The organism is Cryobacterium sp. Y11 (assembly GCF_002929535.1).
Classification (GTDB): domain Bacteria; phylum Actinomycetota; class Actinomycetes; order Actinomycetales; family Microbacteriaceae; genus Cryobacterium.
On the sequence record NZ_PJJO01000059.1, the window covers coordinates 77,976 to 102,699 of the forward strand.

The following is a 24,724-nucleotide window of genomic DNA, read 5'->3' on the forward strand; positions in this document are numbered from 1 at the left end:
AAAAAAGGACATCATGGCCAAGCGTTCCACCATTATTGCCGCCGGCGCCGCCGCTGTGGTTCTCGTCATCGTCGGAGTGGTTGCAGCTTTGAACTCCCGCTCCGGTCAGCAGACCGCGAACGAGCAAACCACCGTGACGGTGCGGCTTTGGGATGACCAGGTTGCCGCAGCCTACGAGAAATCGTTTGTCGCCTTCGAACAGGACAATTCCGATATCAACGTGGCCGTCGAGGTCGTGCCGTGGGCTGACTACTTTGAAAAGCTCCGCACCGATGTGGCGGGAGGCGGCGCCGCCGATGTTTTCTGGCTCGACGGCGGCAGCTACCCCGCCTACGCCGATGCCGGCGCGCTGCTCGACATCACGGCATCCATTTCAGCGGATGCTCAGGCCGGCTGGGCTCCGTCCGTCGTTACGCAATACACCCGTGACGGCATCCTCTGGGGCGTTCCCCAGCTGGCCGACCCGGGGATCGCCGTTTTCTACAACGCCGAGCTCCTGGGTGAGGCTGGCCTGTCGCCCGAGGACATCACCGCGTTGACCTGGGACCCCACCGGAGAAAACGACACGCTCATTCCGGCCTTGCAAAAACTCACCAAGGATTACAACGGCAACACGGCTGACAGCGCGGACTTTGACGGAACCAACCTCAGCCAGTACGGCTACAACGCCGGCTACGACATGCAAGCGATGTTGCTGAATTACCTGGCTTCCAACGGTGCTGAGTTTCAGGACGACGCCGGTCAGTATGCGTTCGCGTCCGACGCCGGCATCGCTTCCGTCGGGTATCTGGTCGACCTTATGAATAAATGGCATGTCTCCCCGTCGGCCGCGGACACGAACACCAACGGCGACTTCAGCCGCGACCAGTTTCTGCAAGGAAAAATGGCCCTGTTCCAGAGTGGTGTCTACAACCTCGCCAACGTGAGTTCCGGCGCCAACTTCGACTGGGGTGTTGCGTTGCTGCCGAGCGGTCCGGCGGGTGCCATCAGTGGTGTCGACGGAATCACAGCGGCGGGTAACGCGGCGTCAGAACACCCGGCCGAAACCCTGCGCGTTCTGGAATGGCTTGGAAGTACCGCGGGGTCCACGTACATCGGAACCTCCGGGTCGGCCTCGCCCGCAGTGCTGGCCGCGCAGCCCGCCTACGCGCAGTACTGGGCCGACCAAAACGTTGACATCAGCCCGTTTTACGACGTGTTGGCCGCCGGCACAGCGCCAGCACCGCGGGGAGTTGGCTGGCCGGCCGCCGAAAATGCCATGCGTCCACTGCTCGACGAGGTGTTCTTGGGGCGCACAGCCGTTGATGCCGGGGTGCGTGCCGCGCAGGACGCCGCCAACGCAACCCTGGCCAAGTAGCGGTGACGGCGCAGGTAAGCGGATGCGGTGGCGCAAGCCGCCGGCATCCGGTAGACTGGGCAGGTTGCCTGCGTGCCGGATTCCCGGACTAGCGCAGGCAGCACATGCACAACCCTCCTGTTGCAGAAAGTCTGTAGCCGTTTTAGTCCGAAGGAGGTGGGTTAGTCATGCATCAGTACGAACTAATGGTAATCCTCGATCCCGAGATCGATGAGCGCACCGTAGCTCCCAGCCTTGACAAGTTCCTCAACGTTGTTCGCAACGATGGTGGAACCATTGACAAGGTTGATGTCTGGGGTCGTCGTCGTCTCGCTTACGAGATCAACAAGAAGACCGAAGGCATTTATGCCGTTGTCGACTTCACCGCGAACCCCTCAGCCACGGTCGAGCTCGACCGTCAGCTGAGCCTGTCCGAAGCCGTCATGCGCACCAAGGTGCTTCGTGCCGAAGAGGGCATCGCTCAGGTCGTCGTCGCGAGCAAGCTGGCCGCCGAGAAGGCTGCCCGCAAGGCTGCCAACCCGAAGGTCATCGCAGCCAAGGCAGAAGCTGCTGCTGCAGCCGCCGCTGCACCGGCCGCTAAGGTTGCCGCTGCTGCGAAGCCCGCTACTACCGAGGTTGCTGCTGCTCCGGCCGCTGCTGCTCCGGTTGCCGCGAAGGTTGAAGCTGCCGCTCCGGTTGCTGCCGCTTCTACCGCTGCTGTCGCAGCGAAGGTTGCTGCCGCCAAGCCTGCTGCTGCTAAGGCTCCGGTTGCTGCTGCCGACAAGGCAAGCGACAAGTAGCCCATGGCTGGCGAGACCGTAATCACCGTGGTGGGCAACCTCACCAGCGATCCGGAACTGCGGTACACGCAGAACGGGCTGGCGGTTGCCAACTTCACCATCGCATCCACTCCGCGTACGTTCGATCGTGCGGCCAACGAGTGGAAAGATGGCGACGCGCTGTTCCTGCGTGCGAGCGTTTGGCGTGAATTCGCCGAGCACGTGGCAGGTTCATTGACTAAGGGGTCGCGTGTCATCGCTTCCGGGCGTCTCAAGCAGCGTTCGTATGAGACGAAGGAAGGTGAAAAGCGCACGAGCATGGAGCTCGAGATTGACGAAATCGGTCCTTCGCTGCGCTACGCCACCGCTTCCCTCACTCGCGCGCAGTCCTCCGGTCCCAGAAGCGGCGCTCCCGCTGTCGGCGGCCAGGGCAATGATGAGCCGTGGGCTCCGAGCGCCCCCGCCAGGACGGCTGCACCAGCAGCATCCGGTGGGGACGTCTGGAACAGCCCCGGTAACTTCAGCGACGAGACCCCCTTCTAAGCTCGCCTCGCGCGTAGCTAACGTCTTCTTTTGAGAAAGTAAGGAAATCATGGCTGGAAAGTCGAGCGGCGACCGCCGCAAGCCGCTTCGCGGAGCTAAGGGTGGCAAGAACGCCGCTCCCGCGAAGTCGATTCGGGTTGGTGTCATTGATTACAAAGATGTCCCCACCCTGCGCAAGTTCATCTCCGAGCGTGGAAAGATCCGCGCCCGTCGCATCACAGGCGTTTCCGTTCAGGAACAGCGCCTCATCGCCCGTGCCGTCAAGAACGCCCGCGAAATGGCCTTGCTGCCCTACGCAGGCTCAGGCCGGTAAGGAAACCAAATGTCGAAATTGATTCTGACGCATGAGGTCTCCGGCCTCGGTGCACCCGGCGACGTTGTAGACGTCAAGAACGGGTTTGCTCGTAACTACCTCGTTCCCAAGGGCTTCGCTGTGGCGTGGACCCGCGGTGGCGAGAAGCAGATCGAGCAGATCAAGGCCGCCCGCGCAGCGCGCGAGCACGCCACCTTCGAAGAGGCCGAGGCTCTTAAGGTCAAACTTGAGAACACCAAGGTGACCCTGGTCGTCAAGGCCGGCGCCGGTGGACGCCTGTTCGGTTCGGTCAAGACCACGGATGTGGCTAACGCCGTCGCAGCCGCCGGTCTCGGCACGGTCGACAAGCGCAAGATTGAGCTCAACCCGATCAAGCTGACCGGTGAGCACACGGCAACGGTTCGTCTGCGTGACGAGCTCAGTGCCACGATCACCCTCGTGGTGGTCGCTGCCAAGTAAGGTCGTTGGCAAGTAAGGTCGATCCTGGCGGTACCAGCTGTACCGGTAGGTTTACCTCTTCCATAGCGGAGGGTTCCGAAAGGAACCCTCCGCTATGTGGCGTTAAGGGCCATTTTGTGGGGATAGACGCAACGCTTTTGTGCACAGGTGAGCATTCGTAGCGTCAAGGTTCAAGGGTTGATTGAGGCTACTTTATTCACAGCCTCGTCTGTCACTTAATTACCTGATCAGATCGATTTAATTGGTCACCTTCGACAATCTATCCACAACTGAGTGCACAGGTTCTGCACAATCTGTACGGCGTTTCGCCCAGATTCTCCACAGAGTTATCCACAGGGGGGTTTGTGGGGCTGGCGCTTCCTACTTAGGGTGAACCAGTGCCGGTTTCTCGCTAACGCTGGTGCATCGCGGCCCGTGTCGGCGGGTCCTGGTACACCTGAAAGCACAGGGATAACCCCAAGCACACGAAGAAAGAGGTACCGAGTGTCGATCGCTCACCTGGGCCTGGCCAACCAGCCAACGTCAAACGAGTACGGTTCGTCAGCCCGCGGCGGCGCCGTCGATCAGAACCGTGCCGAACGACCCGCCGAAGCCTGGAAGTCGGAGCGTGCGCTTCCGCACGACTTGCTCGCTGAACAGAGTGCCCTCGGCGGCATGATGCTCAGCAAAGACGCCGTTGCCGATGTCGTCGAGACCGTGCGCGGCGGAGACTTCTACATTCCCAAGCACGAGATCATTTTCGACGCTATTCTCTCGCTCTACGCGCAGGGCGAGCCCACCGACGTCATCACGGTCACCGACGAGCTCACCAAGCTCGGTGAACTATCCAGGGCCGGCGGCGCCGACTACCTGCACACCCTGACGAGCCTGGTGCCCACAGCAGCCAATGCTGGCTTCTACTCGACCATCGTGGCCGAGCGTGCCCTACTGCGCCGTCTCGTCGAGGCTGGTACCCGCATTGCCCAAATGGGCTATGCCGGCGAGGGCGAAGTGCTCGACCTCGTCAACACGGCCCAAGCCGAGATTTACTCGGTCACCGGCGGCACCGAAACCGAAGACTACGTTCCGCTCACCGATGCTGTCACCGCCGCGATCGAGGAGATCGAGGCGGCCAAGCTCAAGGACGGCCAGATGAGCGGAGTGCCCACCGGCTTCGCCGATCTTGACGAACTCACCAACGGATTCCACGGCGGTCAGCTCATCATCGTCGCTGCCCGTCCGGCCCTTGGAAAGTCCACCCTGGCGCTTGACTTCGCTCGCTCGGCGTCGATCCACAACAACATGCCCAGCATTTTCTTCTCACTCGAAATGGGACGCAGCGAAATTGCCATGCGCTTGCTCGCGGCCGAGGCATCCGTTCCTTTGCAGAGTATGCGCAAGGGAACCGTCGAGGCCCGTGACTGGACGACGATCGCGGCCACACGTGGTCGCATCAACGACGCGCCACTGTACATCGACGACAGCCCCAACATGACCCTGGTCGAGATTCGGGCAAAATGCCGTCGGCTCAAGCAGCGGGTTGGCCTCAAGATGGTCATCATCGACTACCTCCAGCTCATGACGAGCGGTAAAAAGGTCGAGTCACGCCAGCAAGAGGTCAGTGAGTTTTCGCGAGCCCTCAAGTTGCTCGCGAAAGAGCTGCAGGTTCCCGTGATCGCGCTCTCGCAGCTCAACCGTGGGCCGGAGCAGCGCGCCGACAAGATGCCGGCCATCAGCGACCTTCGTGAGTCCGGTTCGCTCGAGCAAGACGCCGACATGGTTATTCTGTTGCATCGTGAGAGCGCATACGAGAAAGACAACCCGCGTGCCGGTGAGGCCGACCTCATCGTGGCCAAACACCGTAACGGCCCGACCCGGACCGTCACGGTCGCCTTCCACGGCCATTACTCCCGTTTCGCCGACATGGTCGCCGGCGGTTAGCTCGCTGTAGATCCCGAGGTGTTGGCCAGAAAACGATGGAAACACTGGCCGAGGAAGCAACTACGTCTGTGGATTCTTCATGCGATTTTCATTTTGATGAGCTCACCGTTGACGCTGTATCGGGCGTTGACGCGGTTGGCCCGGTGAGCGCCTGGCGTCTAGGATCTGTCTGAGCTGGAGCGGCACCGTGTCATCTTGCAGCGACGTTGTATCGCCCAGTTCGCGTCCGTCCATGAGATCGCCGAGCAGGCGACGCATGATCTTGCCCGATCGAGTCTTAGGCAGGTCGGGTACCACCACGATCTCCCTCGGCTTAGCGATCGCTCCGATCTGGACGGTGACCTGAGAGCGGAGCACCGGCGAGAGTTCCGCTTCGAGGGCACGCCAGGTTCGGGGATCGGCGGACTCCGCAGCGGAGAGTGACCGAGCGGGGATCACGAAGGCGGCGATGGCCTGCCCGGTGGTCTCGTCATGAACGCCGACAACCCCGGCCTCGCCGACGGCGGGATGCGCGACAAGTGCCGACTCGATCTCGATGGTCGACAGCCGGTGTCCGGACACGTTGATGACGTCGTCGCTGCGTCCGAGCAGCCACAGGTAGCCGTCGGCGTCGATCTTCGCGCTGTCGCCGGCAAGAAAATAGCCTTGCTCGGCGTACTTCTTCCAATACGCGTCGCGGTACCGCTCGGGGTTGCCCCACACGGTGCGGGCCATAGCCGGCCACGTGCCGTCGACCACGAGGGATCCGCTCGACCCGGGCTTGGTATCCGTGCCCTGATCGTCGACCACGCGCACGGTGAGTCCCGGCAGCGCGTGGGTAGCTGACCCCGGCTTCAGGGCCGTGACCCCGGGCAGCGGGGCCACGATTGCCGCTCCGGTCTCGGACTGCCACCAGGTGTCGACGATGGGGGCCGTGCCGGCACCGATATTCTCGCGAAACCACAGCCAGGCGTGCGGATTTATCGCCTCGCCAACCGAGCCGAGGAGACGAATGCTGGAGAGGTCAAAGGTGGCGGGCACGCCGTCTGGGAACCAGGTCATGAGGGTGCGCACGAGGGTCGGAGCGGTGTAATAGGTTGTCACGGCGTAGCGTTCGATGATCTCGAAATGGCGCCCAGGGTGCGGAATGTTCGGGGTTCCCTCGTAAATGACGGAGGTCGCGCCGTTGGAGAACGGGCCGTAGAGCACGTAGGTGTGAGCCGTGACCCACGCGAGATCGGCCGTGCACCAGTACACGTCGGAGTCTTTTGCATCGAAGATTGCCCAGTGGCTCCACGACGCTTGCGTGAGATAGCCTCCCGACGTGTGCACTAGCCCCTTGGGGGTGCCCGTGGTGCCCGAGGTGTAGATAATGAAGAGGGGCGTTTCGGCGTCGAAGAACTCGGCCTCGTGGGTGTCTTCGGCGGTGTCGACGACGTCGTGCCACCAGACATCCCGGCCGGCGGCCCAGGGCACGTTGGGGGTCAGGTCTCCGGTGCGCCGCACGACGAGCACGTGTTCGACCGCGTCGATGCCCGCAACAGCGATATCCGCCTGCCCTTTCACCGCTACGGCGGCCCCGCGGCGAAACTGGCCGTCGGAGGTGACGAGCAGTTTGGCCCCGGTGTCCTCAAGGCGAAATCGCAGCGCCTCGGCCGAGAAGCCACCGAACACCAGGGAGTGCACGGCGCCGAGCCGGGCAATGGCGAGGGTGATGACAATGGTCTCCGGTATGACCGGGAGGTAGACGACCACGCGGTCGCCCGCCACGATTCCCAAAGCGATGAGGGCGTTCGCGGCTTGCGCAACCCTGCGCTGGAGATCTGCATAGGTGATTACCTCACGGTCGCCGCGCTCTCCCTCGAAGTTGATGGCGACCCGATCGCCGCGCCCGGCATCGACGTGGCGGTCGACGCAATTGACTGCCACGTTCAACCGACCGCCGAGAAACCACTGGGCACGGGGGATCGAAAGCAGCGGATGCCCGTCCGATCCGAGCGCGCCGCTGGCGTCGGCGACGGCCGGCTCCCACGTGTGGGCGGTGTGCCAGCGTTCCGCCCAGTCGAGGCGATCGGCCTGCCGCTCCCAGAATGCAACGGGGTCAGTCGCGGCGGCGGGCCATGCGCCGGAGCCCACGTTGGCGGAGTCGACGAAGCCAGCAGGCGGATAGTAGAGGCTGTCGTTGGCAGCAGCGGTCTCGAGGGGAAGGATCATCGCTTTGACGTTACCGCGCGGCGCCGGGCGGCGCACACAGGCGGTAAGGCGGCGTAATGTAGGCGCTTTTCACGCTCCCGGTATGCTCCGCAGTGCCGAGTGCTCGTCGAGGCTGTGCCAGGTGCGGTTGTGATACACCAGCGGGTCGGATCCGCATTGATCGGTGGCGACCGTCGCTTCGAGGGCGTGCACGGCAATGATCGTGGAACTGCCGGCGGCCATCCGGTTGATGATGCGCCCACGAATCCAGGCGTGGGCGCTCGGGAAATACGGTTCACCGGTAGCGAGCCTGGCCCAAATTTCAGTATCGGCGAAACGGTTGACGCCGCTGGTAGCGCAGAGCTTTGCGATGTTCAATTGCTCAGCCCCGAGGAGATGCACGACAACAGTGTCGGCGCGGCGGATTGTCGGAGCGCTGGAGGCGTGATCCGAGAGGGAGAACACCAGCAGCGGTGGCTCGGCGCTCACCGAGAACACCGAGGTGGCGGTCAGGCCGACCGGGCCATCGCCGTCATCGGCGGTGATTACCGCGACACCGGCGGCGTGATTGCGAAACGCCAGCTTGAACTCGTCCGGATGCAGCCCGCCGAGATGTTTCGCACCCTGGTCACCGTCGGTCAGCCACGGCCCGGCGAGTGCGGCCTGTTCTTGAGTTCTCATCGGGTTCCGTTCGCAAAATAATCAAAGACAGAGTCAAGGATCCCCCGCAGGGAACTGTGAGCGTGAATGTGTGTCGCAGTGTGACGCCATGTTGCGTCATAGTCCGCGGTTCGGGTCTCAACAGTCACGATAGACAGATGCCCAGACAGATACGATTCAACGCCTTTGACATGAACTGTGTCGCCCACCAGTCCTCTGGAATGTGGCGGCACCCGGATGACCAGTCCTGGCGGTACAAAGACCTGCACTACTGGACCGAGCTCGCAAAACTGTTGGAGCGCGGAAGATTCGACGGCATCTTCATCGCTGACGTGCTGGGCACCTACGACGTGTACGGCGGCTCGAATGAGGCCGCGATTCGGCATGGTGCGCAGGTTCCCGTGAATGACCCCGTGCTGCTGGTCTCGGCGATGGCATTAGTGACAGATCATCTGGGGTTCGGGGTGACCGCTGGTACGGCGTACGAGCATCCGTATCCGTTCGCCCGACGGATGTCGACCCTTGACCACCTGACCAATGGGCGGGTGGGCTGGAACGTGGTGACCGGATACCTACCATCCGCCGCACGAAACATGGGTCAAGAAGATCAACTCGAGCACGACGCGCGCTATGACCACGCGGACGAGTACCTCGAGGTGTTGTACAAGTTGTGGGAAGGGTCATGGGAGGACGACGCCGTCATCCGCGACCGCGAATCCGGGGTGTTCACCGACCCGAGCAAGGTTCACGAGATCGGCCACCACGGTAAGTTCTTCACGGTCCCGGGTATCCACCTCTCTGAGCCGTCGCTGCAGCGCACACCGGTGATCTACCAGGCGGGGGCCTCCTCCCGCGGCATCGACTTCGCTGCCGGTAATGCAGAGGCGATCTTCGTTGCGTCATCGACCAAGGCTGGGCTGAAGGCCATCGTCACGAAAATTCGGGATGCCCTCGAAAAGGCAGGCCGCGGCCGCTATTCCGCGCGCATCTACACCCTCCTCACGATCATCACCGACGAGACGTCGGAGAAGGCGACGGCCAAGTACCAGGACTACCTCTCGTATGCCAGTGAGGAGGGGGCGCTCGTCTTCATGTCCGGCTGGATGGGCATCGACCTCTCGCAGTACGACCTCGACGAGCCCATCGGCAATGTCAAGAGCAACGCGATTCAGTCCGTCGTGGCCAACTATCAGGAGGCGAATGAAGACGGCAGCGAGTGGAAGGTCCGCGATATAGCCAGACTGGCGGCTATCGGCGGCCTCGGCCCGTTCATCGTTGGTTCAGGCGCGGAGATTGCCGACACCCTGCAGGAGTGGGTGGAGGAGACGGATGTGGACGGTTTTAACCTGGCCTATGCCATCACCCCCGGAACGTTTGAGGATGTCGTCACCTATGTCATCCCCGAGCTGCAGGCACGTGGTGCCTACCCGACGGAGTACGTCGAGGGCACGCTGCGCAATAAGTTGCACGGACGGGGCGGCCGTCTTCCCGACGAGCACAAGGGGGCGAACTACCGGGTGCGATCCGCTTAGTGGTCAGTCGGTGAGCGGCTCTCGAGTGATCAGAGAGCCGCTGGTCGACGTCGAACGGTGAAATAACGAGGGCAGTGTCGGCTTGAGTATTTGACGCTCTCAGCGGGCCGTCTTTCGCGCCGAGATCACGCCGGTGTTGAAGCCAAGGAGATAGAGGCCGCCGTTGAAGCGGGCGTGCTCAATCTTGAGGCAGCGATCCATGATTACCGTTAGACCCTGGCTCTGCGCGTAGGTCGCCGCATCTTGGTTCCAAATGCCAAGCTGCATCCAGACGGTCGGAGCGCCGATGGCGACGGCGTCGTCGATAACCGAGGAGATTTCGCTTTCCCGGCGGAACACGTCGACGATGTCGGGCACCTCGGGCAGTGCGGCAAGAGAGGGGTAGGTCTTGTGGCCGAGAATCTCGTCGGCGTTCGGGTTGACGAAATACACCCGGTAGCTGCTGGACTGCAGCAGGTAGGTTCCCACGAAGTAGCTTGCCCGCGCCGCGTTGGGCGATGCGCCCACGATGGCGACCGACGTGGCACCCTGCAGAATCTTGAGGCGTTCCTTGGCGCTGGGGCCGATCCAGGTTCGCGGGGACTTCACTCGGTTCGCGCCGGCCACACTCACTGGCAGTTCGCAGGCGGGGCCGTTGGCCAATGGTGAGGGTACTGCTTCCGTGCTCATTGCTTGCCTCCGGTTGCTAGGCTCAGCGCCTGGTCGAGGTCGTAAATAATGTCGTCTGGATCTTCGATCCCCACGCTAATGCGTACAAGGCCCGGCAACACTTTCGCGTCAACAAGTTGCTGCTCGGTGAGCTGCGCGTGAGTGGTGGACGCCGGATGAATAACCAGTGTCTTCGCGTCGCCGACGTTGGCGAGGTGGCTGGCCAGGGTCACTGACTCGATGAAAGTGCGCCCGGCATCCCTGCCGCCCCTGACGCCGAAGCTGAAGATCGAGCTCGGTCCCTTCGGCAGGTATTTCTGTGCGCGGTCAAAGTGCGCGTGCGAGGGCAGCCCGGCCCAATTGACGAATTCAATTCGAGGATCGGCCTCGAGCCACTCCGCGACGATCCTGGCATTGGCGACGTGCGCTTCCATCCGAAAGGCCAGGGTTTCGACGCCCTGGGCGAGGAGGAACGCGGAGTGTGGGGCCAGGACAGGTCCGATATCCCGCAGCTGCTCGGCACGCAGGCGGGTGAGAAAGGCATACTCGCCGAAGTTGCCCGACCAGTTGAGGTCGCCGTACGCCGGCACTGGAATATCGAATAGGGGGAACTTGCCGTTGTTCCAGTCGAACCGACCGGACTCCACCACGACACCACCCAGAGTGGTCCCGTGGCCGCCGAGAAATTTCGTCGCCGAGTGGATGACCACGTCTGCTCCCCATTCCATTGGCCGGTTCAGGTAGGGGGTGGCAAAGGTCGAGTCGATGATGAGTGGAATACCCGCGGCGTGGGCGACGTCGGCCAGACCCTCAAGGTCGGCGATCTCGCCGGACGGGTTGGAGATGGACTCGGCGAAGATCAGTCTGGTCTTGTCAGTAATCGCAGCGGCATAATCGGCCGCATCTGTGCCCGGCACAAACGTGGTCTCCACTCCGAACCGACGCAGCGTGGTGTCAAGCTGCGTAAGGGAACCGCCATAGAGGCTCGCAGCTGCGACGATGTGGTCGCCAGAACCCACGAGCGAAGCGAAGGTGATGTACTGCGCCGACAGGCCGCTCGAGGTAGCGACAGCGCCCAGCCCACCCTCAAGGCTTGCCACACGCTCCTCGAATGCGGCGACCGTCGGGTTGGCGAGGCGGGAATAGATATTGCCGTACTTTTGTAGGGCGAACCGGGCCGCAGCATCGGCGGTGTCATCGAAGACGAAGGCCGTGGTCTGGTAGATGGGAATGGCTCTGGCGCCAGTCACCGCATCCGGAACATTTCCTGCGTGGATGGAACGGGTGCGAAAACCCCACTCCCTGTCTGTGCGGTCGTGGTTTACCATTCCTTCACGCTACCGGAACGTGCTCCCCGGCAACTTCGTGTGGACATGCACGGTAACAATGGGAGCAATCTGCGGTAGCTCGTGTTGCCGGCGGATACTGTGGAGGAAGCGTTGCCGACCGCGCGCTTCGAAACTAGTTGGAGATGATGATCAGTGACTATCAGCGACCTGCGCACGGTGCAAGCTCCTCTGAAGCAGCAGTACCGCGACGACCCCGACACCGCGCTGGTGACGCTTCGAGCCAATGGTGAACTGGGCGCGGGTATCAGTTGTTCGGTGCAGACCGGGCAGGCCCTGGTGGAGGCTGGTTTGCACCCCGCCACCGGAGGCGACGGTCTCTCTGTGTGCTCCGGCGATATGCTCCTTCAGGCACTCGTTGCCTGCGCTGGGGTGACTCTGGCCGCAGTCGCGTCCTCGCTGGGCCTCGACGTCACCGGTGTGGTGCACGCCGAGGGAGACCTCGATTTTCGCGGTACGCTCGCCGTCGACAAGCAGACGGCGGTCGGCTTTCAGGACATCAGGATGCGGTTCGAGTTAACATCCGATGCGGATGAGGAGCAGATTGCCACCCTCATCCGTTTGACGGAACGCTATTGCGTCGTCTTCCAGACACTGGCCGTTCCACCGAAATTAGCGGTATCGCACAGCGTCCACTCGTAGTCGCTAACCACGCCTGGATCCGTCGGTCAGCCCGCTGCTGGACATTGAACACAAAACAAGCCAGGTGAGCTACGACCTCGCCAAACTCCGCGCTAACGGTCTCATCCAACGCTGTAAACACAGCAATACCTGCGTCCTCACCGCCGATGGGCAACGCATAGCGTTCTTCTACACGAAGCTGCAGGCCGGCTGCTTTGGCCAGTCATCGCAGCAACCACGCCCCCAGTACCAGCCCCGCTGCGCCAGGCATTAAAGACCATCAAGGAACACCTCGACAGTTATCTCAACGACGCCCACATGACTAACGCTGCCTAAAACTCGATACAAACGCCCAACTTCTGCCCCTCAGTAAGCTAGAGAAACTGCGCTTCTCTGACAGATCGGCGCTCTCCAGCGTCTCCCACTACAGAATGACGACGTCAGCGATGGCGTCGTTGGGGAGAGTATCACGTCGCACGCAGGCGGCTCGCAGTCCCGAAGCTGCCTCGCCACGTAGACTGAGTACGACAAAATTTGCAACGAAAGAGGTCGTGCGTGGCGCGCAACCAGGCACCATCAAACGTCGGACCCCGTTACTGGACCGTGCCCGTCGGGCGTGCCCTGATCGCGCTAGTTCCGGCCGTGGTGATCACCTTCAATCGGGATCATTCCGCTGATCTGGGGCTGTTGGTGTTCGGAGCATTCGCCCTCGCCAGTGGACTCCTGCTTGTTCTGACCGGTCCGCGTACACTCACCGTGGCCACCGACCGCAGCCTGTTTTTGATTCAGGGCATCGTGAGCCTGGTCGCTGGCGGCGTCGCCCTCGGCTTTCACTCCGGTGGCCACGGCTTCTTCCTGTTTCTCGTGAGCGTCTGGGGAGCCGTCACCGGATTCCTGGAAATCTATGCCGGCATCCGCATTCGCAAACGGGCGCTGCCCGCCAAGGATTGGCTGTTCACCGGAATCGGTGCAGCAGTGCTGGCCCTCCTCTTTCTGCTGCTGCCGCCCAACCCCGTGGTCTCGGTCGGCCTGTTCGGTGCATACCTGGTCTTTCTCGTCGTATTTCTTCCCATCGCCGGGTTGTCTCTCAAATGGGACGCTCCCCGGCAGCGCCGTGACAACGCAGACCCTGCACAAACCGTGCCCACCAGCACCGCGCCCAACGATTCGGACTCACTGTGATTGCTCAACCTCCCACTTCCAATACTCCCGGCACGCCAAACTCCCCGCAGCAGCCCAGTCGATCCGACCGGTTGAAGCCCGTTGAACTGCTCGGCATCTCGGGCGGAATGGCGCTGTTCGTCGCCCTGACAATTCTGTTGACAACGCGGGACTTGATGTTAGCGGCGATCGCATTGGGCGTGACGTTTATCGTGGCGCTCGTGGTGATTGCCATGTTCGTGCTCGGCATGAAGCCCAACGCCTCGGAGCAGACTGACCTCGACGAGCAGAACGGGCACTGACCTACGGTTCACTGACACCAGAAAGCACCTGCGTCGCGGAGACGGAGGTGCTTTCTGGTTGGTGTCAGCGGCGGCTAACTACGGCAGGTAGTCGACCAGGGGGTCGGCGAGGCCGACGTAGGTTCCGGGAGTCAGCGCCAGAAGGCGAGCCTTGGCTTCGTTGCCGATGTCGAGGGCTGACACGAATGCGGCCAGATCCGTGCTCGTGATGCGCTTACCGCGGGTCAGCTCCTTGAGCAGTGCGTACGGGTCCTCAATCGAGGAGCGTCCGGCAGAGACCTCGGCGCGAATCACGGTCTGAATGGCCTCGCCGAGAATCTCCCAGTTTGAGTCGAGATCGCTTGCTAGCTGCACTCGATCGATGTCGATCTCGCCCATACCGCGCAGCAGGTTGTCGAGCGCGAGCAGGGAGTGCCCGAAACCCACGCCGATATTGCGCTGGGTGGTCGAGTCGGTAAGGTCACGCTGCAGCCTGCTGGTCACGAGTGTTGCGGAGAGCGAGTCGAGGATGGCGCAGGACAGCTCGAGGTTGGCCTCGGCGTTCTCAAAACGGATCGGGTTGATCTTGTGCGGCATGGTGGACGAGCCGGTGGCGCCGGCCTGCGGAATCTGGCGGAAGTAGCCGATTGAGATGTAGGTCCAGATGTCCGTGGCCAGGTTGTGCAGGATGCGGTTGGCGTGTGCGGCACGGGAATACAGCTCGGCCTGCCAGTCGTGGGATTCGATCTGGGTGGTGAGCGGGTTCCAGCCGAGGCCGAGACCCTCGACGAAACCACGGGAGACGGCGGGCCAGTCAACAGCGGGGTCGGCAGCGACATGGGCGGCGAAGGTGCCGGTGGCTCCGCTGAACTTGCCGAGGTACTCTCCGGCGTCGATCTGTGCGGCGACACGCTCGAGGCGATAAACGAACACCGCGAGCTCCTTACCCATGGTGGTCGGCGTCGCGGGCTGCCCGTGGGTGCGGGCCAGCATCGCATCCGCTCGAAATTCGAGCGCGCTGCTGCGCAGGGCCTCGATGACTAGGCGCAGCTTGGGAAGCCAGACCGTCTGTACCGCATCGCGTACGGTGAGGGCATACGAGAGGTTGTTGATGTCTTCGCTGGTCGCGGCGAAGTGGGTGAGCTCGCTAATGTGGTCGAGTCCGAGGGTGGTGAGGCGGCGTCGCACCAGGTATTCGACGGCCTTGACGTCGTGACGGGTGGTCGCCTCGAGCTCGGCCAGTTCGTCAATTTCGGCCTGACCGAAGTCGGTCACCAGGGCGCGGAGGGCACGCTGCTGCTCGGCGGCGAGGGGCGCGGATCCAAACAGGCTCCGGTCAGTGAGGGTGATCAGCCATTCGACTTCGACGCGCATACGGGCACGGTTGAGACCGGCTTCGGAGAGGAACTCGCCCAGATCGGAAACGGCGGTCTTGTAGCGGCCATCAAGCGGGCTCAGAACCTGTACGGGTAGGTGACTCATCGGACTCCCTGTCGAATTGCGGGTGCAAGTTGTTTCAAAGTGCGTTGTTAGCACTCTCAATCATGCCCAATACTGAGTCCTCCACACGCCCACTTTCAGGAGTCTGTGCACAGATTGCCCGAATCGGGGCTGATGGGCACTAGATTCTGCCACGATCGTCCGTGACCCGGAGGTGTCATGGACGGTCTTGACGGGGTGTGGACTACCACTCCCACCGATCAGCTTCCGGCGTTCCGACGTCAACGGCAGCTCATACTGAGCCTCATCGGTGATGTCGCCCTGGTGCAACGGCGGTTGAATAATGTTGACCCCAGTGAATTCTGGCGGTCGAGCGCGCAGCGGGCCTACCGCGAGCGGATAAGCGAGATTGTGCACGATCTGAGCAGCGTCTTGAATCTTCTCGATGACGCGCAGCAGCAGTTGCAGTTGAATATTTCCCAGTTGGAGCTTGGACAGTGACGAAGAACCGCGATGATGCGGGGGGAAGCGACTTGACTGTCTCGGTGGGGGGAACCACGGTCGTATCGACCGACGTCGTACTGGCCGAAGCCGAGATGCTGCGGTATGCCCAGGGTGAGGTCGGGGGCTTTCGCGCCAGGGTGGACAAAATACGGCAATTGGATCCCCCTGGCGGGGCCCTGAAATGGACGCCACGGGACGCGGGACTACCGCTGCTCTGGGCCAGTGGGGCCCTCGACAAACTAGAACAGCGCAGCGGCGACCTTGCCGAGGCCCTGGTGGCTGCCGCGGAACGGTACGGCTGGGCTGAGCACAGCGCCCTGCGGCTGGCCGTTCTCGGGAGCGCAATGGCGGGTCATAACGTCGGCACTGTCCTCAGGCTGATGCTCCTGCTCGGAGCCTCACCACTCTTTCTGGGACTACTCGCCACCGCACCGCTTTCTCTCGGAATCGTTACCTGGGCCATGTCGTCGGGGCTGCTCAAGCGCGACAAGGAAAGTGGGTTCGTTTTCGACCAAGCGGTCGTCACGGACCCGCAGACGGTCTTGATGACCAAACTGCTCGTCTCCTCCCTCGACGACGTTGCTTTGGGCGCCGTGGGAGTGCCCCTGGGGGTCGACCTGGTGCTCGGAGACACAGGTCTGGGCGTGACGGGTGTTTCCAGTACAGCTCTGCTCGTGCTGAAAGCGGCCCGTAGTGGTGGTTTTTTTCGGGAGGGGCCGGTGACGGTTCGCTCGGTCGGCGTTGCGGCGACGCCTGCGGCCCCCACCGGTGTCGCCGACATTGCAGCGCGAATTCCCAAGGCCGTTCCGGGGCGGCCTCAGGTGCGCATCGAGAAGTATGGTCACGGCGGGCAGGCCTCCTGGGCCGTGTACATCGGTGGAACGGTCGACTGGAGCGCGGTCTCATCCAGTGAACCCTTCGACCTCACCGCTAACGTCGAAGCCATAGCCGAGGTGAACGCCGGGTCGTTCAAGGCGGTGATGGAGGCCATGCGTAAAGCCGGCATAGAACCGGGTGACCCCGTGGTCGTGGCCGGTCACTCCCAGGGCGGTTTGGTAGCCACGCAGGTCGCCGCGTCAGGGGCGTTCAACGTGCAGGCCGTTGCGACCTTCGGGGCGCCCGAAACGGCGGTGCCGGTACCGCCCGGCGTCAGCACCCTCACCGTTGAGCACGACGACGATATCGTCACCGCGGTAGGCGGGGCCAGCCTGATCGACTCGGACGATCGCCTCACCGTGCGCCGAGAGGTTTTCGCATCGACGGAACCTCCGGCCGGGGCCGTTCTGCCGGCACACCACCTCGATACCTACCGCGAGACGGCGCGGCTCATCGACGCGTCACCTCAAGAGAACCTGCAAGAGTTTAGGGACACGGTGACCGGCATTGTCGGGAATGGGAACGGCGAGGCCGTGTTATGGCGGGGTATCCGCTTGCCAGAAAGGCCAGCGCATTAGGTTCAGCCCGACTCAGTCGCGGGCAGTTACCGGGCGCACGATCAGGCCGAGTAGCCACGAAATAATGCCGAGCACGAGGGCGCCGAGTACTCCCCACCAAAAGCTGTCGACGACGAGACCGAAGCCCAGAAACCCCGACAACCAGGCCACGAGTAACAGCAGTAGGCCGTTGACGATCAGCGAAAACAGGCCAAGCGTCAAGATGTACAGCGGAAAAGCCACGACGCGGATGACGCCGCCGACGACGGAGTTCACAAACCCGAAGATCAGCGCGATGAGCAGGTAGGTGACGACGCTCGCTCCCGCGTCGGGCGCATACGGTGCGACGTGCACGCCAGTGACGAGCAGGGCGGTGAACCAGAGGGCCACCGCATTGACGATGAGCTTGATAATGAATCTGGCCATGCCCCTACTATCTCACTCGGTCGTGCCAAAGGGGGCAGCACCGAGCCAGTTGGACCAAAGTCGGGCGAACATTCATTCGTCTTTGCGAATATACCCGGGCGTAGACTCACCGAGTGAGCCCTTCAGACCGACCAACAGTCCGCCTGCGCCGGGAGATCGTCGCCCTCCCGGCCTATAAACAGGGCAAACCGGCCGATGCCAGTGCCTTCAAGCTCTCCAGCAACGAGAACCCGTTCGACCCACTTCCCGGGGTAATCGCTGCGGTCGCCGCCGAAACGGCGTACAACCGCTACCCGGATGCCTCCGCGCTCGCACTGCGTGAACGCCTCGCTGCCAAATACCGCGTTGATGTCGATCGGGTGCACGTCGGGTCGGGCTCTGTAGCCCTGCTCGCCCAGCTGATTCTCGCTGCCGCTGGCCCCGGTGATGAGGTGCTGTACTCCTGGCGCTCGTTTGAGGCCTATCCCTCGCTCGTCACCGTCGCTGGCGCCACGAGCGTGCGGGTGCCCAACCGCGCCGACCACGGTCATGACCTCCCGGAAATGGCCGCAGCGATTAGCGACCAGACCCGCGTCGTCATCATCTGCTCGCCAAACAACCCCACCAGCACGATCGTAACCACGGACGAATTCGACGCCTTCATGGCCGTCGTTCCGACCGACCTGCTGGTCATTCTCGATGAGGCATATATCGAGTTCGTCACCGAAGCGGATGCCGTCAGCGGCCCATCGCTGCTGGCCCGCTACCCGAATCTGGTCGTTTTGCGCACCTTCTCCAAGGCCTACGGCCTGGCCGGACTGCGGGTCGGTTACGCACTCGGACCGGTGGAGATTCTAAACGCTGCCCGCTCCACGGCGATTCCACTCTCGGTTACGGCGCAGGCAGCCGTCGCCGCGATCGCCTCACTCGACGCCGAGAAGGAACTGCTCGAGCGTGTTCGCGTGATTGCCGCGCGTCGCGACGCGGCCTGGCAGGCGCTGACCGGGCAGGGCTGGAACATTCCCCAGCCACAGGGCAACTTTCTCTGGCTGCCAACGGGCGCCGAGACTGCGACTGTGGCCGAAGCTCTCGGCGAGGCCGGTCTGGTCGTGCGGCCATTCGTGCCGGAGGGCATCCGAATATCGATCGGCGAGGAACAGGCTGTGGCGACACTCCTACTAATAAGCGCGGATCTTGTCGACGCTCTTCCCGCCGGTCACCCGGCACGAAAGATAGGTTAGTACGGTGTCAGCCACCCGAAACGACGCGACTGCTCCCACGTCAGCAGCGCCCACAGCCTTTGGTCTCGATGGTGCGGAGACCTGCGTGCGCATGATCAATCCGAACGGCGCGTTCGAACCCAACGCCGCCGCCGAGGAGTTTCTGCCCTACCTCGACCGCCTCACCGAGGCAGATCACCGCCGCTTCTACCGTGACATGGTCGTGGTGCGTAAGTTCGACACTGAAGCGGCCAACCTGCAGCGTCAGGGCCAGCTCGCCCTCTGGGTGCCGAGCCACGGCCAGGAGGCCGCCCAGGTGGGCTCCGCTTACGCCACCCGGCCACAGGACCACGTCTTCCCGTCGTACCGCGAGCACGTCGTCGGCATGATTCGCGGCCTCGACCTCGTCGATATTCTGCGGATGCTGCGGGGCGTCACCCTCGGCGGCTGGGTGCCAGAAGAGCACGGCAACTTTCACCTCTATACCCTCGTGCTCGCCTCGCAGACCCTGCATTCCACCGGCTACGCCATGGGTATGCAGCTCGACGGATCGACAGCGACCGGCAACCCCCAGACCGATCAGGCCGTCATCGTCTATTACGGCGATGGTGCCTCCTCGCAAGGCGACGCCAACGAAGCGCTCGTCTTCGCGGCGAGCTACCAGACGCCGCAGGTGTTCTTTCTGCAAAACAATCACTGGGCCATCTCGGTGCCCGTGGCACGTCAATCCCGTACTCCGCTGTACCTGCGGGCCAGCGGCTTCGGCATGCCCGGCATTCAGCTCGACGGCAACGATGTGCTTGCGACCTTCGCCGTCACCGCGAAGTCGATGGATGACGCGCGCGCCGGCCATGGCCCGTCGCTGATCGAGGCGCTCACCTATCGGGTCGGCGCGCACACCACCGCCGATGACCCCACCAAGTACCGTGGCGCCGAAGAAATGGCCTACTGGGTGGCCCGCGACCCAATCGCGCGCTTTCGCAGCTACCTTGAGAGCCGCGGCATCGAGCAGGAGTTTCTTGACTCCGTCGACGAGGAAGCGGCCGACTTCGCCGCCGATGCCCGCAAACGCGCCCTGGAGATAACCGGCCCGGAGCAATCGGTGATCTTTGACAACGTCTATGCCGAACCGCATCCGCTGGTAGCCGAGCAAAAGGCCTGGCTGGAACGCTACGAAGCATCTTTTGATGAGGGCAAGAACTGATGAACGCTGTAGTTGACACGAGCGTGGCATCCGCTTCGCTGCCCATGACGAAGGCCCTGAACGCAGGCCTCCGCCGGGCGATGCTTGATGACCCCAAGGTGCTGCTGATGGGCGAGGACATCGGCCCGCTCGGCGGTGTTTTTCGGGTCACCGAGGGGCTGATTGCTGAATTCGGGGACAAGCGCGTGCTCGATACCCCGCTCGCGGAGTCCGGCATTATCGGCACGGCCATCGGCCTGGCCATGCGCGGGTTCCGGCCGGTCTGTGAGATCCAGTTCGACGGTTTCGTCTTTCCCGGGTTCGACCAGATCACCAGCCAGCTGGCCCGGATGCGCAACCGGCACGAGGGTGGCCTGATCATGCCCGTCGTGATTCGCATCCCTTATGGCGGACACATCGGCTCGATCGAGCACCACCAGGAGAGCCCGGAGGCCTACTTCGCGCACACCCCCGGCCTACGCGTGGTGAGCCCGTCCAACCCGCACGACGCCTTTTGGATGATGCAGGAAGCCATCAAGAGCGACGACCCGGTGATCTTCTTCGAGCCGAAGAGTCGCTACTGGCCCAAGGGCGAGGTGCGCTTTGGCGAGAGCGGAACGCCATTACACGCCAGTCGCGTGGTGCGGGCCGGCACCGACGTGACCGTGGTCGGCCACGGCGCCATGGTGAGCGTGCTGCTGCAGGCCGCCGAACTTGCCGCCGCCGAGGGCATCAGCCTCGAGGTGATCGACCTGCGCTCGATCTCCCCGGTCGACTATGGACCGATCCTCGGTTCGGTGGGCAAGACCGGGCGCCTCGTCGTCGCCCAGGAAGCCCCCGGCTTCGTCAGCGTTGGCAGCGAGATCGCCGCAACGGTCGCCGAGCGGGCGTTCTACACGCTCCAGGCACCCGTACTGCGGGTCTCTGGCTTCGACACCCCGTTTCCGCCTGCCGCCGTCGAGACGCACTTTCTGCCGAGCCCCGACCGGGTGCTTGAAGCCGTCGACCGCGCCCTCGCCTACTAATACATTTCAGGAAAGGCACGATTATGAGCGTTTCGAAATTCACCCTTCCCGACGTCGGCGAAGGCCTGACCGAGGCCGAGATCGTCGAGTGGAAGGTCGCCCCCGGCGACACCGTGACGATCAACCAGGTGCTGGTCGAGATTGAAACGGCCAAATCTCTGGTCGAGCTTCCGTCTCCGTTCGTGGGCGTCGTCGGTGAAATTCTGGTCGCGGCTGGCACGACCGTCGATGTGGGTACGTTGATCATCACGATTAATTCCGACAGCGACGGGTCGGCAGACGTGACGGATGCAGCGCTGACAGCGGATGCCGCGGCATCCGCTGTCGAGATCCTGGCCGCCGACAGTAGCAGCAGGATCAGCGACGAAGCCCCCGAGCCGGTACTGGTCGGCCGCGGTGCTGCCGCCACGATGCCGACGCGTCGTCGCCGGCACACCGGAACAAACGTTGCCCACGAGACGCTCGCGCCGGAACCCGCTGTGCGGGCGTGGGCCGAGCCGCTGGAGCCGACTCGGCGGTCGGCATCCGCTGGACCGGTGATGGCCAAGCCGCCCATTCGCAAGCTCGCCAAGGACCTCGGCGTCGACCTCACGCTCATTGAGGCGACCGGCCCGGTCGGTGACGTGACCCGCGAAGACGTGCTGCGCGGGGCCACCCAGACCAGTGTGTTCCGCAACATTCAAACGCCGGACTGGTCGGTAGATCGCGACGAGCGCATTCCGGTGAAGGGCGTGCGCAAGGCGATCGCCCAGGCGATGGTCAAGAGTGCGTTCACGGCGCCACACGTGAGCCTGTTTGTTGATGTCGATGCGACCCGCACGATGGAATTCGTCAAGCGGCTCAAGGCATCGACCGACTTCGCCGGTGTTCGCGTGTCGCCGCTGCTGATCATGGCCAAGGCCATGATCTGGGCGGTTCGCCGCAATCCAACCGTGAACTCCACCTTCACCGATGAGGAAATCATCGTGCGGCACTACGTGAACCTCGGCATTGCAGCGGCGACGCCGCGCGGGCTGATCGTGCCCAACATTAAGGAAGCGCAGGACATGAGCCTGCTCGAACTCGCTCGTGCGCTCGAAAAGCTGACCATGACCGCGCGCGACGGCAAAACGAGCCCGGCCGAGATGAGCAATGGAACGATCACAATCACCAATATTGGCGTGTTCGGCATGGACACCGGCACCCCCATTCTCAACTCCCCTGAGGCCGGAATCGTGGCCCTCGGCACGATCAAGCAGAAGCCGTGGGTTGTCGACGGCGAGGTGCGGGTGCGGTACGTGACCACGATCGGTGCGAGCTTCGACCACCGAGTCGTCGACGGCGATGTCGCGAGTCGTTTTCTCGCCGATGTCGCGAGCATCATCGAGGAGCCTGCCCTGCTGCTCGAATAGTTTGCTGCTTTCAGTCCCCGTCTGTGCGCGCCAAGCGCAGCGCGGAGCACCCGTGCTCCGCGCGCACTACGCCCTGATCCGCGGATAGAACCGGCGGTCCGGCGCCCGCGGATGTCAGCGGCCGGCGAGTAGATGTGGGACCTGCTGGACTTGGCGGGGAAGGTCCGGGCGCGTCAGGCTGCGGAGCGCGAGCGCACTGTGGCCGAGACGGAGGCCGCGGTCACCATCATTCATATGTGGAAACGGAGGACGCGACCTGCGTGCCGAACCTATGTGCGGTCAGGGACCTAGCTCCCGTCGATGGGTCTTCCCCATTTTCGCAACCAGGAACCCTCTTTAGGGGCAGGTGATGAGGTTGCGACAACCGATCAGTCCGACGCCGCTTCAGTTTTGGAGCGGCGTCGCATAGTTAGTCGATTGCGCGAATCGTCCAGGAAGCGTCGGCCGAGCCTGCTGGCTCAAGGACTCGCAGGTTCACTCCGGAGTTGAATGCATCCGGCGGGCACGTCATTGGTTCGACGGCTAATCCGATTCTGTCAATAGCGGGTGAGAGTTGGTCCGCCGTGTGCACCTGAACCCACGGGCATTCGCCATCCCAGCTCAGCGCGACTCCACTACCCGTGTTCGTCGTCACTCGAACTGTCGCGTCGCCTTCCTCGTCCCGACCGAGGCCTGTGAAGGCATGGTCGATGAAGGTGTCGTTGATGGTCCGTGGCGCGCGAAAATCAAAGGCAGCGAGGTCATCTTCCTCGAGGTCACGAAGGCGGAGGGGAATGAGACGGTCAGGCGTCACGGTTAGTATCTGCCTGGCTGGGAGTTCGAGAATCCAATCGTTGACACGGCCCTCGCCAGCGACAAGGTACGGATGCGGAGCGATACCAAAGGGGGCAGCATTCGAACCGACATTCACTGCCGTCACTGCTGTTCGAAAGCCCCCGGCATCGAGCATAAATTCCACCTCCAGGGCCACCCGATGAGGATAACCAGATTGCGCCTCGATAGTTGCGCCGAGAACCAGCCGACGGGTCGTCTGCCTCACCACAGCAAAGTCCAGCCAGGCCACGAGTCCATGGAGAGCGTGTCCCCGCAACGGTTCTGTAATGCTCAGCTGTTGTTCAACCTCACCGAATGAGTACCGTCCATCAACGACTCGGTTCGGCCACGGTGCCAGCACTGCGCCGCGAAAGAACGGTCGCACTTGGTCGGCGTCGAATGGCACAAGGAGATTCCGCCCGTGGTACTGGAGCGATCGAACGGTCGCGCCGATGCTCGCGATCGAGGCGGCGTATCCGTTGGCTTCGAGAACGAATTGTGTTCCCGACAGTGGCCTGAGCGATAGAGAGTTTTTCAATGGACGCCATTCAGTGAGCGTTAGATTGCTTAGTTGGGATCACGATCCGAGGAATGTCGGCATCCCAATCTGCCTCAGCAACGTGCAATGCGCGATATGTGTAGTCCTTGTCCCACGCATGGAAAACGATGTAGTCCTTACCACCCACATCCATGACCACGTCTTGGCCACCGGGCCCGCGATATCGACCACCCGAAATGTCGGTCGAGAGGATCGGACCAACGATCTTCGTCCACGGGCCGTCGATTGAGGCAGCCGTAGCCGCACCGACCGCGTACTGGTCGCCTCCGTAGGAATTCGCGGAGTAGAGCATCACAAGTCCTGACCCTCGAGCCACAATGGTCGGAGCTTCGATAAGGGCGCCCTCCCAATCTTCGGTTTGCTTGAGGATGCTGATGGGATCACCGGTGATGCTGCGTCCGTTGGGAGAGAGTGTAGCCGCCTGAATCCAGGTATCGAGTTCGCAACAGTTCCCATCATTTTTCCAGACGAGGTACAGAACGTCGTCGATGACGACGGTGCTCGCATCGATTGCACCGCCCTGGTCTTCGGGACACACGATCATGGCGTCGCCCTGAACAGTGAACGGTCCGGCCGGATCGGTGGCCGTGGCAACCCCGATGCACTGCAGCGTTGGCGCAAAATTCGTCGCCGTGAAGTACATAACGAAGGAATTGTCGGTGAGCCTCGTTACTTCGGGCGCCCAGGTCTTCCCCGGGATGATCCAGCTCGGCAACTCCGGCAAGGCGTCGGGAAGGACCTTCCAATTGAGAAGATCAGTGGAGGAGGCGACCTGCACGTTGCGGTTGTTGTCGTTGGTGGCATACGCAAAGTACGTGCCGTCCACCTTCATTACGTCGGGGTCAGCAAAATTCACGTTAAGTACTGGGGCGCCCGCGATGGCGAGCTCCGGAGGCGCCGATTGCACTGGCACTGCCGTGCAGCTGGTCACCGTGATGGAGAACATCATTGCTGCCAACATCGAGGCTAACGCTGCGGGT

At 62.7% G+C, this 24,724-nt stretch carries 23 protein-coding genes and 1 pseudogene; 16 read left to right on the forward strand and 8 right to left on the reverse strand.

The window, feature by feature from the left end; all coding sequences use genetic code 11:
* Positions 1–13 precede the first annotated feature (13 nt).
* The 6 genes and pseudogenes from CXY75_RS13820 (at position 14) to dnaB (ending at position 5,350) form a co-directional block, all read left to right on the forward strand.
* Positions 14–1,357, forward strand: a complete 1,344-nt coding sequence (locus tag CXY75_RS13820; RefSeq protein ID WP_104083580.1) for a sugar ABC transporter substrate-binding protein — start codon at positions 14–16, stop codon at positions 1,355–1,357.
* A gap of 167 nt (positions 1,358–1,524) precedes the next feature.
* Positions 1,525–1,893, forward strand: a pseudogene (gene rpsF, locus CXY75_RS13825) (30S ribosomal protein S6); the annotation flags it as partial.
* A 246-nt stretch (positions 1,894–2,139) separates the two neighbouring features.
* Positions 2,140–2,658 carry a single-stranded DNA-binding protein gene (locus CXY75_RS13830; RefSeq protein ID WP_104083400.1) on the forward strand — a complete coding sequence of 173 codons (519 nt, stop codon included), beginning with the start codon at positions 2,140–2,142 and terminating at the stop codon, positions 2,656–2,658.
* Positions 2,659–2,707: 49 nt separating this feature from the next.
* The gene (gene rpsR / locus CXY75_RS13835; RefSeq protein WP_035835236.1) at positions 2,708–2,971 is read left to right on the forward strand and encodes a 30S ribosomal protein S18; all 264 of its coding nucleotides are present in this window, start codon (positions 2,708–2,710) and stop codon (positions 2,969–2,971) included.
* Between the two features lie 9 nt (positions 2,972–2,980).
* Positions 2,981–3,430, forward strand: coding sequence for a 50S ribosomal protein L9 (gene rplI / locus CXY75_RS13840; RefSeq protein ID WP_104083401.1), 450 nt, complete (start codon positions 2,981–2,983; stop codon positions 3,428–3,430).
* 624 nt (positions 3,431–4,054) lie between these two features.
* A complete protein-coding gene (dnaB, locus tag CXY75_RS13845) occupies positions 4,055–5,350 on the forward strand; it encodes a replicative DNA helicase (protein WP_369826732.1) in 1,296 nt (431 codons plus the stop codon).
* A 102-nt stretch (positions 5,351–5,452) separates the two neighbouring features.
* Here the strand turns inward: dnaB and acs are convergent, their stop codons facing one another.
* Both acs and CXY75_RS13855 read right to left on the reverse strand, forming a co-directional pair.
* Positions 5,453–7,543, reverse strand: a complete 2,091-nt coding sequence (gene acs / locus CXY75_RS13850; RefSeq protein ID WP_104083582.1) for an acetate--CoA ligase — start codon at positions 7,541–7,543, stop codon at positions 5,453–5,455.
* 69 nt (positions 7,544–7,612) lie between these two features.
* Complete coding sequence (locus CXY75_RS13855) at positions 7,613–8,203, reverse strand: flavin reductase family protein (protein WP_104083403.1); 591 nt, start codon at positions 8,201–8,203, stop codon at positions 7,613–7,615.
* Positions 8,204–8,340: 137 nt separating this feature from the next.
* On the opposite strand from CXY75_RS13855, the gene CXY75_RS13860 reads away from it, so the two are divergent.
* Positions 8,341–9,714, forward strand: a complete 1,374-nt coding sequence (locus tag CXY75_RS13860) for an LLM class flavin-dependent oxidoreductase (RefSeq protein WP_104083404.1) — start codon at positions 8,341–8,343, stop codon at positions 9,712–9,714.
* 99 nt (positions 9,715–9,813) lie between these two features.
* On the opposite strand, the gene CXY75_RS13865 is transcribed toward CXY75_RS13860, so the two are convergent.
* Both CXY75_RS13865 and CXY75_RS13870 read right to left on the reverse strand, forming a co-directional pair.
* Entirely contained in the window at positions 9,814–10,383 is a 570-nt protein-coding gene (locus CXY75_RS13865; protein ID WP_104083405.1) for a CoA-binding protein, read from the reverse strand.
* Positions 10,380–11,690 (reverse strand): O-acetylhomoserine aminocarboxypropyltransferase/cysteine synthase family protein, encoded by a 1,311-nt coding sequence (locus CXY75_RS13870; protein ID WP_104083406.1) that lies wholly within the window; start codon positions 11,688–11,690, stop codon positions 10,380–10,382. Before CXY75_RS13870 ends, CXY75_RS13865 begins: the two co-directional genes overlap by 4 nt.
* A 153-nt stretch (positions 11,691–11,843) precedes the next feature.
* Between CXY75_RS13870 and CXY75_RS13875 the strand changes: the two genes are divergently transcribed.
* The 3 genes from CXY75_RS13875 to CXY75_RS13890 all read left to right on the forward strand — a co-directional run bounded on the left by CXY75_RS13875 (position 11,844) and on the right by CXY75_RS13890 (position 13,792).
* Positions 11,844–12,350 carry an OsmC family protein gene (locus tag CXY75_RS13875; protein WP_104083407.1) on the forward strand — a complete coding sequence of 169 codons (507 nt, stop codon included), beginning with the start codon at positions 11,844–11,846 and terminating at the stop codon, positions 12,348–12,350.
* A 534-nt stretch (positions 12,351–12,884) separates the two neighbouring features.
* Positions 12,885–13,511, forward strand: coding sequence for a hypothetical protein (locus CXY75_RS13885; RefSeq protein WP_104083409.1), 627 nt, complete (start codon positions 12,885–12,887; stop codon positions 13,509–13,511).
* Between the two features lie 71 nt (positions 13,512–13,582).
* Complete coding sequence (locus CXY75_RS13890; protein WP_233201914.1) at positions 13,583–13,792, forward strand: hypothetical protein; 210 nt, start codon at positions 13,583–13,585, stop codon at positions 13,790–13,792.
* A 78-nt stretch (positions 13,793–13,870) separates the two neighbouring features.
* Here CXY75_RS13890 and purB read toward each other — a convergent pair whose 3' ends face one another.
* Positions 13,871–15,253, reverse strand: coding sequence for an adenylosuccinate lyase (gene purB / locus CXY75_RS13895; RefSeq protein WP_104083410.1), 1,383 nt, complete (start codon positions 15,251–15,253; stop codon positions 13,871–13,873).
* A gap of 177 nt (positions 15,254–15,430) precedes the next feature.
* Between purB and CXY75_RS13900 the strand changes: the two genes are divergently transcribed.
* Both CXY75_RS13900 and CXY75_RS13905 read left to right on the forward strand, forming a co-directional pair.
* Entirely contained in the window at positions 15,431–15,712 is a 282-nt protein-coding gene (locus tag CXY75_RS13900) for a hypothetical protein (RefSeq protein ID WP_104083411.1), read from the forward strand.
* Positions 15,709–17,169: a hypothetical protein gene (locus CXY75_RS13905; protein ID WP_104083412.1), complete on the forward strand. Its 1,461-nt coding sequence runs from the start codon at positions 15,709–15,711 to the stop codon at positions 17,167–17,169. Before CXY75_RS13900 ends, CXY75_RS13905 begins: the two co-directional genes overlap by 4 nt.
* Positions 17,170–17,181: 12 nt before the next feature.
* Here the strand turns inward: CXY75_RS13905 and CXY75_RS13910 are convergent, their stop codons facing one another.
* The gene (locus CXY75_RS13910) at positions 17,182–17,574 is read right to left on the reverse strand and encodes a phage holin family protein (protein WP_104083413.1); all 393 of its coding nucleotides are present in this window, start codon (positions 17,572–17,574) and stop codon (positions 17,182–17,184) included.
* 113 nt (positions 17,575–17,687) lie between these two features.
* Here CXY75_RS13910 and CXY75_RS13915 point away from each other — a divergent pair, with 113 nt between their 5' ends.
* The 4 genes from CXY75_RS13915 (at position 17,688) to CXY75_RS13930 (ending at position 22,372) form a co-directional block, all read left to right on the forward strand.
* Positions 17,688–18,794, forward strand: a complete 1,107-nt coding sequence (locus CXY75_RS13915) for a histidinol-phosphate transaminase (protein WP_104083414.1) — start codon at positions 17,688–17,690, stop codon at positions 18,792–18,794.
* Between the two features lie 91 nt (positions 18,795–18,885).
* Positions 18,886–19,977, forward strand: coding sequence for a thiamine pyrophosphate-dependent dehydrogenase E1 component subunit alpha (locus CXY75_RS13920; protein ID WP_104083585.1), 1,092 nt, complete (start codon positions 18,886–18,888; stop codon positions 19,975–19,977).
* Entirely contained in the window at positions 19,977–20,981 is a 1,005-nt protein-coding gene (locus CXY75_RS13925) for an alpha-ketoacid dehydrogenase subunit beta (protein ID WP_104083415.1), read from the forward strand. Before CXY75_RS13920 ends, CXY75_RS13925 begins: the two co-directional genes overlap by 1 nt.
* A gap of 23 nt (positions 20,982–21,004) precedes the next feature.
* On the forward strand, positions 21,005–22,372 hold the full coding sequence (locus CXY75_RS13930) for a dihydrolipoamide acetyltransferase family protein (RefSeq protein WP_104083416.1): 1,368 nt from the start codon (positions 21,005–21,007) through the stop codon (positions 22,370–22,372).
* Between the two features lie 409 nt (positions 22,373–22,781).
* Here the strand turns inward: CXY75_RS13930 and CXY75_RS13935 are convergent, their stop codons facing one another.
* On the reverse strand, positions 22,782–23,723 hold the full coding sequence (locus CXY75_RS13935) for an aldose 1-epimerase family protein (RefSeq protein WP_104083417.1): 942 nt from the start codon (positions 23,721–23,723) through the stop codon (positions 22,782–22,784).
* Between the two features lie 10 nt (positions 23,724–23,733).
* On the reverse strand, positions 23,734–24,693 hold the full coding sequence (locus tag CXY75_RS13940) for a glycoside hydrolase family 43 protein (protein WP_233201915.1): 960 nt from the start codon (positions 24,691–24,693) through the stop codon (positions 23,734–23,736).
* Positions 24,694–24,724: the final 31 nt, after the last annotated feature.